Source organism: Paenibacillus sanfengchensis (assembly GCF_036864765.1).
Classification (GTDB): domain Bacteria; phylum Bacillota; class Bacilli; order Paenibacillales; family Paenibacillaceae; genus Fontibacillus; species Fontibacillus sanfengchensis.
Genome location: NZ_JBAGJC010000010.1, coordinates 100,263 through 115,130, shown reverse-complemented (window position 1 = coordinate 115,130; position 14,868 = coordinate 100,263). Strand labels below are relative to the sequence as shown.

Below are 14,868 nucleotides of genomic sequence, written 5' to 3'. Positions count from 1 at the left end.
AGGGGGAGCGCAAGACAATCACCAGCAAAATATACAATACGAGAATGGTTCCGGTCGAGGTCCATATGCCTCCAACAGCCGGCCCCGACCCGCAAGGATCGATGTGGCCCATAGGTTCACCCCGCTCTCTAGGTCGCTAAGTAGTTTCTACACGATATCCTATGTGGGGAGGAAACCTATGGCCCTGTACTGTTGCCCAAAGCCGGAAAATAGTCCTTGCCTCGCGTTTAGAGGCGGTGTGTGCCGATTTGTGCCGGCGGGGCGGAGGTTTCTATGGGTCTCCGCTGCGGGGCGAAGAGCAGGGCAATCATCAGCAGCAGAAATGCCAGGAAGTAAGGCGAGTAGACGCCATGAATCATCCCGGCCGAAATCGGGCCGATAAAGGAGCCGATCGACATCGCGATCGATTGCAAGGAGAAGACGGTCCCGAGCCGTTTCCCGCCGCTAAGGTCGATAAAGACGGAAGCGATGGCCGGAAAGGTGACCCCCTTGGCCATCCCGAGCGCAAAGAGCGAGACGGGTAGGGGGATGAATTCCAGTGCCGCCAACGCGAAAAAGGAAAGGGCGATGCCCAAAATTCCCGCTATCGCCCGAAGGTAAGGGGAATAGCGGTTAAGAAAGAGCATCGACAGCGTTGTGAGCGCACCCAAGCTGATCAGGGAGAAATACAGCCCGGTATGCAAAATACCGGAAGTTCCTCCAGCCTGGAGGGGAAGCTCAAAAAACAAAATCCCTTGCGAACAGGACACCGCCAGCGGGAGGATATAGTATCTGAGCGGGATGACATTGAGTTTGACAGGGATTTGGGCCTGGGTAGCCTGGCCGGGACCGGAGGCACCCGGGATGGCTCTTCTCGGCTCGTGAATCGTAAAGATGGCGATGATGCCGGTTGCGATCAAAAGCCAGCCCAACGACTGAAATGTGAGCGTGTAGCCTGTATTCGCGACAAGAAATGCCCCGGCCGCAGGCGAAACGACGGAGGCGAGCGTATGCATGACTCCGTGGCCGGCCATCAGTTTTCCTTGCTGAACGGCGTTTTTGCCGAGAGAAGCCAGCATCGCCAGGCACGCCGGGGACAAGAAAGCGAGCACGAATCCGCTGATGGAGCGAAGCACCAGCAGCTGCCATGGCTCGGTGACATGCGCCTGCATCAGCAGGATGATCCCCGCCCCCAATAGGCTGAAAACCATGTATCCTTTGCTGCCGTGCCGGTCCACACCCTGCCCCGCCAGCAGATTTCCGGGCAGATGCGTCAGGGCGTAAACTCCCATCATCCAGCCGATAAAGGCGGGGGCGGCTCCGATCGAGAGCGCAAATGGCGTCAGGATCGGATACTGGGCGTGAAGGTCAAAGAAAGCTAGGAACATAAAAAAATAAAGCCAAAACGCTGCGATCTTCATTACCTTGCCTCCCCTGGGAAAGTCTTTATGCTCTACTTGTACGTTTTAAGGGACGAACTTATTACCGTGGATTGGTTTTTGCATGCCCGATTATTCGGCCAATCCCCCGTAAAAAGGGTTAAGCTGACACCGCCCTGGGCCATCATGTATAATGGGGAAAGTGCATGAATGATGAACATGAATGATGTACAGTATGTGACGAAAACGGATGGTAGGAGTGTATAGCTGATGTTTGATTTGAATTTAGAAGTATGGACGGAGTTTTTAAAGCAGAACTGGCTGGTGATCGTAGTTGCGCTGGTCGTGCTGTTCCTGATTTTGAATTTTGTGAAGACGCTTGTTAAATGGGCGCTGGTGCTTGTCATTGCGGCTTTTGTCATCATCTATAGCGGAATTTCACTGAAGGATATCGGGGACGCCATCACGACAGTGAAGGATCAGGCGGTGGAGATCAGTCGCAGTGAAGCGATGAATATGATGAAGAAGGAAGCGGCCGATGCGAAGATGACGCGGAACCCGGACGGTACGTTCACCATCAAAACCCCCAACCTGGAAGTTAGCGGGAAAGAGGGCGACGGGAAAGTCAAGGTCATGTTCCATGGCGTTTCTTTGGGCGAGTGGAAAGTGAGCGATACGCTGGAGGCGTTTATTCAGCAAGCGAAACAAAACACCCCTTAATAATAAAGACATCGAGAATGGAGGGTGACGATGACGGAGAGTTGGCTGCAGAGCTTGTTCGATTTGAATCTGGTTTCCGCTTTGTTGTTGGTCATCCTGCTGTTTTCCATAACGCAGGGCTTGCTGCGGGGGGCCTCGCGCAGCGCGGGCAGGCTGGTGTCGCTGCTCAGCGGGGGCATACTGTCGGTGCTCGGCTTGCTGGCTTCGATCCCCCTTACGGTCTGGCTGTCGCCGATCGTACAAGAATGGCTGGCCGGCATCAAGCTGCCCGCGCGGGACTTATCCCGATGGGAGCAGGTCTATTTTACGCTGCTGACGGCTGTACGGGATTTTTCGCTGATGCGTTTTGCGGTGTTGTTCATGATCAGTTATTGGCTCATCCGCACGGTGCTGGGGCTTGCTTCGGCGTTTGCGCTGGGAGGCAAGGGCAGCTCGTTTTTGGGGCGGCTCGTCTTCGGCGGGGAGCGTCCGGCCTCCCTGCTCAGCCGTCTTGCGGGTGCAGGAATCGGCGCAGTGATCGGTGCGGCCCGGTGTTTAATGGTGATCGCCGTCTTGTTTATTGCCGTAACGCTGTTCCCGGACAGCGGGTTTAGCCGGTATGTACAGGCTTCCCCGGTTTACCAGCATGGGGCGCGTACGGTCATCGAACCGCTGTCGGGCAATTTGATCAAGGAGAAGCTGCCCGTTTTCACCCGCAGTGTCGAGGAAGAACTGAACGGCATTCTTCAGCAGAGATACGAGGTCATCGATGCCAATATCCCTCAGGATATTGAACTGGCGGCGGCGGAAATTACCAAAGGGGCCGGAAACGATGAGGAAAAGGCGCGCCTGCTGTACGATTGGGTCGGATCGCGCGTGACTTATGATTACGAGAAGGTCCGGGACTATGAGGACAATGGCCATTGGCGCGAGCAGACGCCGCAGAAGACCTTCGACACCAAGCGGGGGGTATGTATCGACTATTCCCGGTTGTATGCGGTGATGGCCCGTTCGCAAGGGCTGGATGTCAAAGTGGTTACCGGGCTGGGTTATGACGGCCGCGGCGGGTACGGCCCGCATGCGTGGAACGAGGTATATCTGAAAGAGCAGAAGAAATGGATTCCGCTCGACGCCACTTGGGCGAGCAGCGGGGATTGGTTTAATCCGCCCGCTTTTGAGGAGACGCATATTCCCGACAAGCTCGTCTAAAAGCTGGGAAACGCTGTAACTTCGCCATGCCCTTTTTCGTTATGCTAATATAAGAGTACGGAGTTTTAAGAATCAAAAGGGGTAAAGAGGGGAAACGGAAATGAAAAGTGTGTACTCTGACGATCCGCGCGAACAAGAAGCTGTGATGCAGCGTCATTTTAATATCCGCTTGAATTTGTTTTTCTTCAGCGCGTTTGCCATTTTTACCGTGATTATCGTTCGCCTGGCGATCCTGCAGTTTGTCGAAGGACCCACCTTGTCCAAGCAGGAAACCGCCATGCGGATTAAAGACGTGCCTCTGCCGCCTACCCGGGGAACGATCTATGCAGCCGGCGGCGAGAAGCTGGCGTATTCCACGCCGGTGCAATCGCTGTATATTACGTTGCAGAAGGATTACAGCAAAAAAAGCGGTGAGAAGAACCGTCCGGAAGCCATGGCTTTGGTCGACAAGCTTAAAGAAGTCTTCGATAAGTACGGTGATCCGAAGACGGAGAAAATGACCAAGGAAGATATTATTGAGGCGATGGACCTGGATTACCGGCAAAATGGAGGTTTTACGCCTCGGCGGATCAAAATGGATCTTAAGCCGAAGGAAGTGGCATACTTTCTCGAACGCAAGGATCAATTCCCGGGAATTGAGGTCGTGGAAGAAAACATTCGACATTATGATAAAGATACGGTTGCGGTTCAGGCAATAGGATACATCCGCAAGTATTCCAATGCATCAACGAATCTTGAGTTCTATAAGCAGATTAGAGCCCAGGAAGAAAAAGATCCTTCCTTGCACTATACCGAAACAGAAAATGTGGGGTACGATGGACTGGAACTTTATTATCAGGCTGAATTGCGCGGTAAAAACGGTTTTAAGAGCATCCCCATAGATCCGCGTAATATGGCGAACGGGATTCCGGAGGTGACTCCGCCCGTCAAAGGATATGATCTTCATACTTCAATAAATAAAAATATACAATTGGTGACCGAGCAAGCGATTATGGACCAAATCAACTGGGTACACCGTAATGCCGTATCGGGAAAGACACATCCTTATGCAAATACAGGCTATGCGGTAGCGATGGAAGTGGACACCGGCAATGTGGTGGCTATGGCCAGTATGCCGGATTATGATACAAACCTTTGGCAAAGTGGTAGTGTTCCGAAAGAGGAATGGAATAAAATAAGCTCGAATTATCAAAATGGCACGGTTACTCCATATAGTTCAGGACGTTCCGGTCATAATTTTGAATCCACGGTATTATTGGGCTCGACAGTAAAGCCATTATCGGTACTAGTTGGACTGAATGAAAATTTATTTACTACGAGCACCACATATTCTGACCGTGGAGTAGCCTATTTTGGCAAAAATGATTCCTCCCGGGTTCGCAACTCAGGTGGGCATGTTTATGGGTCACTGGACCCAGCGGAAGCGATCCGTCATTCTTCCAATGCCTTTATGGTGGATATGGTTGGCGAGAAGTTGTATAACAAGTACGGAGCCAAAGGAATTGACGTATGGGATAAGCACATGAAGGAGTTTGGATTGGGAGTTTCTACCGGCGTGGATTTACCTAATGAGTATCTAGGAAAGCTTGAGTACTTTAATAAAACGGAAACACCACTGACCCGGTTGGCTCTCGCTTCCTTCGGACAGCAAGGTAAATATACGGCAATGCAGCTTGCCCAATATGTAGCTACTATAGCCAATAGAGGAAAGCGGATGGAACCCCATTTAGTCACTAAAATTACAGATTCGGAAGGGAATATCATTAAAAAAATCGAACCAAAAGTATTGAATGAAGTTAAATTTAAAGATAACTATTGGGATGAAGTAATAAGAGGGATGCGCACAGAGGTAAGCGCGTTTAACGGTTTTGCGTATGATTTTGCTAGAAAAACGGGGACATCAGAGCAAGACTACAAAGGTAAAAGATTAGAGAACGGGGTCTTTATCGCTTTTGCTCCACGCGAAAATCCTAAATTAGCTGTGGCCGTGGTGATACCGGAAGGGGGCTTTGGTGCCCACAGCGCCGCGCCGGTGGCCCGCAAAATTTTTGAGGCTTACGATCAGGAATATGGGCTCGACGGCGTGCCGAAGAAATCTTTGAAGCAGCAAAATGGGCAGACTGACGGGAAGAAGCAGGATTAATCGCCCTTGAATGCCGGAAATGCGTTGACCTGCAGATATACGGCCGGTTCGCACCGGTTATGCGGGAATGTGCGTTTCGATTTAACGGGATCTTTTCCAGCTAATTTACCGAGCCACTTTATCGGATGACACGTGCCTCTTTTTCAAGTTATATCCATCCATCAGCCAAGCAAGAGGAAAAATTCCTCTTGCTTTTTTGTATGTTTATCCCTTAAAATTTGCCTTGAGGAAACTTTTTTACACTCAACTAAAAAAATAATCTACAGGGAAACAAATATTTACTTGTACAACAAATGGGCGTGGACGCCGAAAATGTGGGAGGAGAGAACAAATGAACGAAATCAAGGTGAAGAAAAGTCCGCTGCAACGGGCGAAGATGACGCTAGGCGTATTGGCTCTGATCATTTTGGCGGCCTGCTCCAAGGTGGAGGGAAGCGCGGATCGGGCGAAGAGGCCGGCCGATGCCGGCAAGATTCAGGTGGTGGCCACGATTGGGATGATCACGGATGTAGTTCAGGAAATCGGCGGCGAGGAAGTGGAGGTCCACGGACTGATGGGACCTGGGGTGGATCCGCACTTATATAAGGCATCTCAGGGAGATATTCAGAAGCTCGACGAGGCCCAAATGATTTTTTACGGAGGACTGCATCTGGAAGGGAAGATGACGGAGATTCTGGAGAAGCTTGAGAAACACAAGCCGACGGTCGCCGTATCCAAAAATATCGATCCCACTCAGCTAAGAGCCGGGGATAAGGAGCAAGGAACGCAATATGACCCGCATATTTGGTTTAATGTGAAGTATTGGGTTACGGCGGCCGAAACGATTCGCGATACACTGACGGAATACGATCCGGCCCATGCCGATACCTACAAGCAAAACGCCGATGCCTATATCACGGAGCTGACGGAACTGGACGACGAGGTTCGGGCGCGGATCGCGGAAATTCCGGAAGCCGGACGCGTGCTGGTTACCGCGCATGACGCCTTCGGTTACTTCGGAGACGCTTACGGTATCGAGGTGATGGGCCTGCAGGGCATCAGTACGGCGGCGGAATACGGATCGAAGGATGTCAGCGAGCTGCGCGATTTTTTGGTGAAGAATCAAATCAAAGCCGTCTTCGTGGAGAACAGCATTCCCACAAAATCGATGGAAGCGGTCATTGCCGGAGCCAAGGAATTGGGGCATGAGGTCAAAATCGGCGGAGAGCTGTATTCCGATTCGTTGGGCGAACCGGGTTCCGAAGCGGACACTTACATTAAAATGGTACGCCATAATGTGAACACCATTGTGGGGGCTTTGAAATAGACTGTTAGGGTGAAATGAGCCCAGAGTAAAGGAGAGCAAGCGATGACGATCTATCCTCTTGAAGTTGATCAACTTACCGTCGCCTATCAGAAAAAACCGGTGCTTCGCTCCGTTTCGTTTCAAATCCCGTCGGGGAAATTGATCGGTGTGTTGGGGCCGAATGGAGCGGGAAAATCGACGCTGCTGAAAGCCGTGCTCGGCTTGATTCCCAAGGTGGGGGGCGAAGTGAAAATCTTTGGCCAACCCTACCGTGAGCAGCGTAAAAATGTAGGTTACGTACCGCAGCGCGAATCCGTGGATTGGGATTTTCCCACGAACGCTCTGGACGTCGTAATGATGGGCCGGTACGGCCATCTGGGCTGGCTTCGCCGCCCGGGCGCGAAGGAGCGGGAAATTGCCCTGGAATGCCTGACCAAAGTCGGCATGGCGGACTATGCCGGGCGGCAGATCAGCCAATTGTCCGGCGGCCAGCAGCAGCGGGTATTTCTGGCCCGGGCGCTGGCTCAGAACGCCAAGCTGTATTTTATGGATGAGCCGTTTGCCGGCGTGGACGCCACGACGGAGAAAGCGATCATCCAACTGCTGCACGAACTGAAAGACCAGGGGAAAACGGTGTTGGTCGTGCACCACGATCTGTCCACCGTTCAGGAATATTTTGATCATGTGATGCTCCTCAATGGAGAACTGGTGGCGTCGGGGCCGACCTCCGACATTTTTACACCGGAATATTTGCAAAAAACCTACGGCGGAAGAATCGCCATGCTGCAGGATTTTGCCGCCGTACCGGCAGGGAAGGTGTAAGACTTATGATAGCCTCGTTGATAAATTGGCTGACCGATCCGAATATGCAGTGGATCCTGATGGGTTCCTTACTGCTCGGGCTCGGCACCGGGGTGATCGGCTCATTTACCTTCCTCCGCAAACAAAGCTTGCTTGGCGATGCGCTGGCGCACGCCGCGCTTCCCGGCATCTGCATCGCGTTTATGCTCAGCGGAGTGAAGTCGATCGGGCTCTTTATGATCGGAGCCGTTTTGGCGGGCGTGGTTGCTACCTTCGGCATCCATGCCATTACCCGCTATTCCCGGATCAAGCAGGATGCCGCGCTGGGCATCGTGTTGTCCGTGTTTTTCGGGATCGGCGTGGTCATGATGACCAAAATCCAGCACAGCGGCAACGGCAATCAGAGCGGGCTGGACAAATATATGTTCGGCCAGGCGGCTTCCATGATGCTGTCCGATGTTTATCTGGTCGGTATCGTTTCACTCATCCTTGTGGCCGTATGCACTCTGCTGTTTAAGGAATTCAAGCTGGTCAGTTTTGATCCCGGGTTTGCCCGGGGCATGGGGGGGTTGAGGGTCGGCCTGCTGGAACAGCTGCTGCTCCTTATGACGGTTATTGCCGTCGTGGTCGGCATTCAGGCCGTGGGAGTGGTGCTGGTCGCAGCGCTCCTGATCACTCCCGCGGTGGCGGCCCGTTATTGGACGGACGCTTTAAGCGTCATGGTCGTCCTGGCCGGTCTGTTCGGGGCGCTCTCGGGGGTGACGGGCACCCTGATCAGCGGCACGCTGTCAAATCTGCCGACCGGGCCGGTCACCGTGCTCGCCGCGACCTCCTTGTTCGTCGTATCGGCGGTATTCGCGCCGAATCGCGGGCTGGTCGCCAAGCTGGTCCGCCGGCTCCGGCAGAGGAATGACCTTCGGCGAAGCTTCGAATCCGCGGTCGTCGACATGCCGGGGATTTCGCAAAGAACGCAAGCAGCGGAAAGGAGTGCGGACTGATGGCGGATTTTTGGATCATACTAACCGGCACATTGGTTGCCGCGACCTGCGGGGTACTGGGCTGCTTCCTGGTTCTCCGCAAAATGGCGATGGTGGGCGATGCGATCAGCCACTCCGTCCTGCCCGGCATCGCGATCGCTTTTCTGGTCAGCAGTTCCAGGGATTCGCTTCTGATGCTGGTCGGGGCCGCCGTTTTAGGCTTGATCACGGTCTTTCTGATTCAACTGCTGCAGCAGGGCGGCCTCCAATCCGATGCCTCCATCGGCATCGTGTTTACCGCGCTGTTCGCCATCGGGGTCATTCTGATCAGCCGAAACGCGGCGCATATCGATCTCGATCTGGATTGCGTCCTGTTCGGGGAGATCGCCTATGTCCAGTGGGATACGCTCATCTGGAACGGCTATGATTTCGGACCGGTCGCCGTGTGGATGCTCGGCGGAACGCTCGTGCTTGTGCTGACGGTCATCGGTCTCTTTTACAAGCAGTTCAAGCTGTGCGCCTTCGATCCGGCGCTTGCCGCAGCGGTGGGCATCCCCGTGGCCCTATTCCACTACCTGTTGATGGGGATGGTGTCGCTGTCGACAGTGGCCTCTTTTGAAAGTGTTGGAGCTATTCTGGTCGTCGGTATGCTGATCGTTCCGGCCTCGACGGCTTACCTGCTGACCGACCGGCTCAGCGTGATGCTGCTGTACAGCGTACTGATCGGCGCCGTCAGCTCCGCGGGCGGCTACTATGCCGCCAAATGGCTGGACGCTTCCATCGCGGGCGCGATGATCACGGTGGCGGGCATCCTGTTCGTGTTGGCGTTTGTTTTCTCGCCGCTGCACGGGCTGTTGGCCCGCTACCAGAAGCGCCGCAAGCTGAAGACGGCGTCGGCCTGAACGGCCTAAGCGCCGGCTAGCCGGCGGTGTCAACGGTATCGACAATTCGGGAAAAGCATATCTTTATGCAGTTCAGGGTCCCCTGCTCTAGGGGGCCTTTTGTTTGGATTGGGGCTGGTTTGACATATTTAGACCTGGTACTTTGTGAAATTCCTGCAAATCTGCAGGCTTTTACGTTGAAGAGGACTCATTTGTGAAAACCACCGGAAATTCCTGTAGATTTGCAACTTTTGAAGGGGATGCCTCATACCTTGGGAGGAAAATAATTCCTAAAGTCGAATAGTTGTACGAGGACAGGCGCTGTCGGATTTAGCTACTACTTCATTTATTTAGGGAGAAGTGAATGATATTGAGCAAACGGCAAATTATGGTTCTACTTACGGCTGTGTTGATTTGTATACCGTTAATGGGGGCAAGCCGAAGCAATCTTAATCTTGAGCAAGCCTCCGAATTGACCATTAGAATTCATAACATTCCTCGTCAAAAAACCACGGAACCTTTGACGATCTTTTGGGCAAAAGCTAGTGACGGCTTGTACAAAACGATCGTAAACGGAGATAAGACGAAGACTTATTCAATCCTTAAAGGGAATTTCAGCAATGTCCTCTATAAAGACTACGAGACGGTTTATTTTCTTAAGCAGGGAGATGGCCAAACCGGTGATATTTACAAGTTTACCATGTCCTCCAAAAAATTAACGCGCTTGACCAACCTAGGAGAGATCGATCTATTTTTCCTCAAGAGCCAAAGTATTTATTATACTACCAATAGCATCGACCCGGGCGTGTATCGAATATCGCTTGACGGGAGTTCGAAGATAAGGGTAAATCCGATTGTATTGAATCCGCAGGACAAAAAATATCATTATTACATTGGCTACGGAATACAAACCCTTGGCGATATCTATTTTCCACTGATGAGACAGCCCTTGCCATCCACGGGCGAGATGTATATTGAGGAGAACGATGACGACGAAACGGCCTTCGATCAGATTTTCAAGAAGACCAAGGAGGAGCAACTATCTTCTTACTTCTTTTTTATGGATGATTACATAGGTGAAGCAGATTCGGATTCGTTCTTTTTTGTGGAACGTGATAGGGATAAGCACGCAACTTACCTTCATCTGTTCCAAAAGGGGGATGAAATTGTGCGTAAAATTATCGGTTGGGATCTCGAGCCCCTGGATGTTTTGGATGGATGGGCATATTTCACCGTAAGTGATGAAGATAGGGAAACAGGGGGAATATTCGCCATCCGAATGGATGGTTCAGGGCTGCGCCAGGTTGGCAGCAACGAATTTTTCTATTCCGACTACCTGGGCAGTATTAAGCGGCATCTCGTTTTCCAAAACCGAAACGACGACTCCTTTGCGATTTTAAAGGGAATATGACCCATATGCGAATAGGAGGGCAAATAATAGATGATCCAAGAGGTCCAGCGATGGTTTATGTTCAAAAGAAAACGAAGTAGGTCCGAAATCCGTTTAAGGTTATTTCTGTTCCCTCCGGCGGGAGGCGATGTTTCTACCTACTTGCGTTGGGAAGAGGACATGCCCGAATTCGTGGAGACTTGTTTCGTGCGGCTTCCCGGCAGGGGTGCCAGATTCGCGGAACCTTCCATCGACCGCATGGACAGGTTGATCCATTCACTGTCGGAAGAGATGGGGGAGTATACGGATGTCCCCTATGTTTTGTTCGGGCACAGTATGGGAGGACTTGTCGTTTACGAACTGGCGCGGAGGATGCAGCATCTGGGATGGCGACTGCCGGAAGGGTTGATTATTTCTTGTGTCAGGGCTCCCCATCATATGAACCGATTTACGGAAAGCTTGACGGAAAATAATGATGACAAACTATATATGAAAAGCGATGCGGAGTTTCTTGATAACATCGTCCATTTGGGAGGAATTCCGGAGGTGCTCCGTCAGAATCGGGACTTCTTGGAGATGATTCTGCCTACATTTCGAAAAGATATGAAGCTGTGCGAAACCTACCAGCCGGAGCATGCTGCGCCGCTGCCGATTTCCATAGAAGTTTACGGGGCCAGCAGGGACCACCTGGCTAAGGGAGATGAGCTGGAGGGCTGGAAGCGGTATACTTCCAAAACGTTCGCGCTTACGATGTTTCAAGGCAACCACTTTTATTTTGTGGATCAGCCCGGCCCTGTCCTGACGCATCTGCGGAATAAACTGATCGAGTTGGATGCACGGAACGGCGCGGAAAGGACGATCGAGCGAAGATGATAGAGATGTATTACGTCGACATTGAAGAAGAAATCTCCTGCCAAGACAACGATACCTTGCTGGGGATCTGCTCACGGGAAAAACGCATGGAAGCGAACCGGTTTCGCTTTGAGTCGGATCGAAAAAGAGCCGTTTACGGAGAAGCTTTGGCCCGTTATATGGTCGCCGGGAAAACCGGACTGTCGATGAATGAATTGATCTTCGACAAAAACCGATACGGAAAGCCCTATATTCGGGGGCAGCACCGGATTTTTTTTAACCTCTCCCATTCGGGAAGATATGTGATCTGCGGTTTGGATCAGGAGGAAATCGGGATCGATATCGAAGAGGTCAAGAGCATGGACTTGGGGATCGCCAGTAAATTTTTTCATGCTAGCGAATATGCATATCTTCTTTCCAGGGAGCAGGAGCAGCGGATGGATGCGTTATTTGAGCTGTGGACCCTAAAGGAAAGCTATATCAAATTTTTGGGGGTCGGATTGCAAAAACCTTTGGATGCTTTCTACTTCAACTTGGAGGGCCCTTCGGTCGAACTGCATTCGAATGATCGAATCCCCGCATTCATTCAGAGCTGTACGATCAAGGGGAGCTACAAGCTGGCGGTTTGCGCCGACAGCCCCGGACCGATCCGGGTGCGGCAAATCTCGGTCAAGGATATCGTTTCGAGCATAGGTAGAAGAGGGCTCCAGCACACCGACGGATAAATTAATAACAGGTACCTTGCATTAAACAGTACCGTATGTTAATATTTGGTTATCCAGCTACTGCACAATGCTCAGTACTAAACAAAGCGTGGTGGAAGATATTGAATATTCAATTCAAGAAAGGTGTGTTGGAGCTTTGTGTCCTGGTATTAACGGCCAAGAAGGACCGCTACGGATATGAGTTAGTGGATCAGATTTCGCAAAAATTTGAAATCGCGGAAGGTACGATTTATCCGTTGTTAAGGCGGTTGGCTGCCGAAGGACTATTTTCAACGTATCTGTTTGAGTCGGATGAGGGCCCTCCCCGGAAATACTATAAGATTACGGATGAGGGAAGAAAAGTCATGCATGAATTAATCGAAGAATGGAGTAAGTTTGCCAAAGGGGTGCAGGAGATGATTGAGGAGGGTTCAGAGTGAAGAAAGAAGACTACTTGAACGAACTGTCCCAATATCTTAAGCCGCTGCCTCCCGATGAAAGGGCCGAAGCCATGGCTGATTACCGAGAGCATTTCGAGATGGCCGAATTAAACGGACGGTCCGAAGAAGAGATCATCTCCAGGTTGGGCCAACCCCAATTGGTCGCACGGGCCGTGCTTGCCCAATTTCAAATTCGGCTGGCGGGAAATTCCCCCTCGCTGGCTAGCGTAACCAAGGCGGTTCTGGCGACCGTAAGTTTGGGATTGTTCAATCTGGTTATCGTCCTGATCCCCTTTGCCGCCTCGTTGGCTGTCCTTGCCGGACTATTCGGCTTCGCTCTCTTCTTGATGATTTCGCCGGTCTTGCTGATCATGCAGCATCCGATCCTCACGGTTGTTATCAGCGACTTTTTCCTGATGTTGGGGCTGGTCGGCACAGGTCTGCTGCTTCTGGTCGGGATCATCCAATTAACCCGGTTGTACTATCGTCTTGTCATCCGGTATCTGAAATATAACCTGAAAATGATGAGAAGGGAGTGATCTGAGTTGACCCGGAGATTACGAAAAATAAGCAGACTCGCCCTTCTGCTGATCGCCGTCTCGGTGGTTGGAAACGCGGTTATGTATCTGCTGGGCAATTCTCCATTTAACTTGGGCGATCTTTCCGTCGAACGGACCTTCGGTGCGGAGTTGGCGGACGAAATCCGTATTGAAACGGATACGGAAAAGGTCGAGGTACTTCCGATCGAAGGAAATGAAATCCGGACAGCGTTGGGTGGGAAGACGACGAAAAAGTGGCTGGAGGATTACCGGATAGATATCACGGAAGACCAAGGGAGCGTCCGGATCAAAGTTGTCCAGGACAGTAGATTTAAATTTCTTGATATCTATACGGATCTTAAGTTGACCGTGGGGATCCCGGAGAAAAAGCTAAGCCGTCTGCAGGTCGTTTCGGACACGGGAGATATTTCGATAGGTTCCGTTTCAGCGGATATCTATTCGGCGGCAAGCGATACGGGCTCGATCCGATTGGATGTCCAAGAGGGAGAAATTCAGGCCAGGACGGACACCGGCACCATTGCGGCCTCACTCCGTCACATTGCCCACGACATCCATGCCGAAACGGATACCGGCGATATTACGATCCAAACGGCCCTGATTCCGCAAGCGCTGCGAACGAAATTATCCACGGGTTCGGGAAAGACCGACGTTTCATTGCCGAACTATCGGGACGATGGGATCGGGAAAGGGGGGCCATGGGTGGAACTGGTCTCCGACACCGGCAATCTAACCGTCAAACAGAGTAACGAGCTTCAAAAATGAGAAATCCCACTTTTAGGAGGGCGCCCTTATGATAACCCCAAATGCCAGCAAAGTCGTTTTGATCAAGACGGAGGATTTGTGCAAAACTTACTCGACCGGAACCGAACAATTTCACGCGGCAAAAAAGATCGATCTGGAGGTCTATAAAGGCGATTTCACAGTGATTATGGGAAGCTCGGGATCGGGAAAGTCCACGTTGTTGTACCTCCTAAGCGGATTGGATACGGTTAGTTCCGGAAAGGTGTTCTTCAAAGGACAGCGGATTGATGCCTATTCGGAAAAAGAAATCACGGATTTCCGCTCCAGTAAAATCGGCTACGTGTATCAATCGATCAACCTGATTCCGGATTTCACCCTGCTGGAAAATGTGGCCTTCCCGGGTTATGTGGCCGGGCGAAGCAAGAACGATGTGAATAAACAAGCCTTGAAGCTGTTGAAAACGATGGGCATCGGGGAGCAGGCCGACCGCTTGCCTTCCCAGGTTTCCGGCGGTCAGCAGCAAAGGGCGGCCATCGCCAGAGCCCTGATCAACTCGCCCGAGGTGATCTTTGCCGATGAGCCCACCGGGGCGCTGAGTCAAGAGCAGGGGACGATCATTCTCGACCTGTTGACGGATATGAACCGGACCGGCCAATCCATAATGATGGTGACGCACGATATCAAGGCGGCTTGCAGGGCGGATCGGCTGATTCTGGTCAAGGACGGTATGATCGACGGTATTTTGGAACTAGGCAAGTATACGCCGGAACAATTGAAAGCAAGAGAAAGCCAAATCTTCATGTTCATGTCAGGGAAGGGGAGATAAGG

15 protein-coding genes are annotated in these 14,868 nt (G+C 51.7%); 14 read left to right on the top strand and 1 reads right to left on the bottom strand.

Translation table 11 applies throughout. The features are described 5' to 3' along the window. Nucleotides 1–227 precede the first annotated feature (227 nt). Nucleotides 228–1,400 carry an MFS transporter gene (locus V4U84_RS19810; protein WP_334077803.1) on the bottom strand — a complete coding sequence of 391 codons (1,173 nt, stop codon included), beginning with the start codon at nucleotides 1,398–1,400 and terminating at the stop codon, nucleotides 228–230. Nucleotides 1,401–1,637: 237 nt separating this feature from the next. Between V4U84_RS19810 and V4U84_RS19805 the strand changes: the two genes are divergently transcribed. The 14 genes from V4U84_RS19805 (at nucleotide 1,638) to V4U84_RS19740 (ending at nucleotide 14,866) form a co-directional block, all read left to right on the top strand. Then, nucleotides 1,638–2,078 (top strand): hypothetical protein, encoded by a 441-nt coding sequence (locus V4U84_RS19805; protein WP_334075417.1) that lies wholly within the window; start codon nucleotides 1,638–1,640, stop codon nucleotides 2,076–2,078. Between the two features lie 30 nt (nucleotides 2,079–2,108). Then, nucleotides 2,109–3,266, top strand: a complete 1,158-nt coding sequence (locus V4U84_RS19800; RefSeq protein ID WP_334075355.1) for a transglutaminase domain-containing protein — start codon at nucleotides 2,109–2,111, stop codon at nucleotides 3,264–3,266. Between the two features lie 100 nt (nucleotides 3,267–3,366). Further along, on the top strand, nucleotides 3,367–5,409 hold the full coding sequence (locus tag V4U84_RS19795) for a peptidoglycan D,D-transpeptidase FtsI family protein (RefSeq protein WP_334075356.1): 2,043 nt from the start codon (nucleotides 3,367–3,369) through the stop codon (nucleotides 5,407–5,409). Between the two features lie 331 nt (nucleotides 5,410–5,740). Further along, nucleotides 5,741–6,715, top strand: a complete 975-nt coding sequence (locus V4U84_RS19790; RefSeq protein ID WP_334077802.1) for a metal ABC transporter solute-binding protein, Zn/Mn family — start codon at nucleotides 5,741–5,743, stop codon at nucleotides 6,713–6,715. A 42-nt stretch (nucleotides 6,716–6,757) separates the two neighbouring features. Further along, nucleotides 6,758–7,516: a metal ABC transporter ATP-binding protein gene (locus V4U84_RS19785; RefSeq protein WP_334075358.1), complete on the top strand. Its 759-nt coding sequence runs from the start codon at nucleotides 6,758–6,760 to the stop codon at nucleotides 7,514–7,516. A gap of 5 nt (nucleotides 7,517–7,521) precedes the next feature. Then, nucleotides 7,522–8,493, top strand: coding sequence for a metal ABC transporter permease (locus V4U84_RS19780; RefSeq protein ID WP_334077801.1), 972 nt, complete (start codon nucleotides 7,522–7,524; stop codon nucleotides 8,491–8,493). Continuing rightward, the gene (locus V4U84_RS19775) at nucleotides 8,493–9,374 is read left to right on the top strand and encodes a metal ABC transporter permease (protein ID WP_334075360.1); all 882 of its coding nucleotides are present in this window, start codon (nucleotides 8,493–8,495) and stop codon (nucleotides 9,372–9,374) included. The genes V4U84_RS19780 and V4U84_RS19775 overlap by 1 nt, the downstream gene beginning before the upstream one ends. Before the next feature lie 343 nt (nucleotides 9,375–9,717). Next, on the top strand, nucleotides 9,718–10,764 hold the full coding sequence (locus tag V4U84_RS19770) for a DUF5050 domain-containing protein (RefSeq protein WP_334077800.1): 1,047 nt from the start codon (nucleotides 9,718–9,720) through the stop codon (nucleotides 10,762–10,764). Nucleotides 10,765–10,794: 30 nt separating this feature from the next. Further along, nucleotides 10,795–11,616 (top strand): thioesterase II family protein, encoded by an 822-nt coding sequence (locus V4U84_RS19765; RefSeq protein ID WP_334075362.1) that lies wholly within the window; start codon nucleotides 10,795–10,797, stop codon nucleotides 11,614–11,616. Next, entirely contained in the window at nucleotides 11,613–12,320 is a 708-nt protein-coding gene (locus V4U84_RS19760; protein ID WP_334077799.1) for a 4'-phosphopantetheinyl transferase family protein, read from the top strand. Before V4U84_RS19765 ends, V4U84_RS19760 begins: the two co-directional genes overlap by 4 nt. A gap of 101 nt (nucleotides 12,321–12,421) precedes the next feature. Then, nucleotides 12,422–12,739, top strand: a complete 318-nt coding sequence (locus tag V4U84_RS19755; protein WP_334075364.1) for a PadR family transcriptional regulator — start codon at nucleotides 12,422–12,424, stop codon at nucleotides 12,737–12,739. Beyond that, nucleotides 12,736–13,278, top strand: coding sequence for an HAAS signaling domain-containing protein (locus V4U84_RS19750; RefSeq protein WP_334075365.1), 543 nt, complete (start codon nucleotides 12,736–12,738; stop codon nucleotides 13,276–13,278). The genes V4U84_RS19755 and V4U84_RS19750 overlap by 4 nt, the downstream gene beginning before the upstream one ends. Nucleotides 13,279–13,284: 6 nt before the next feature. Continuing rightward, nucleotides 13,285–14,061 carry a DUF4097 family beta strand repeat-containing protein gene (locus V4U84_RS19745; RefSeq protein ID WP_334077798.1) on the top strand — a complete coding sequence of 259 codons (777 nt, stop codon included), beginning with the start codon at nucleotides 13,285–13,287 and terminating at the stop codon, nucleotides 14,059–14,061. A 28-nt stretch (nucleotides 14,062–14,089) separates the two neighbouring features. Beyond that, nucleotides 14,090–14,866: an ABC transporter ATP-binding protein gene (locus V4U84_RS19740; RefSeq protein ID WP_334075367.1), complete on the top strand. Its 777-nt coding sequence runs from the start codon at nucleotides 14,090–14,092 to the stop codon at nucleotides 14,864–14,866. Nucleotides 14,867–14,868 lie beyond the last annotated feature (2 nt).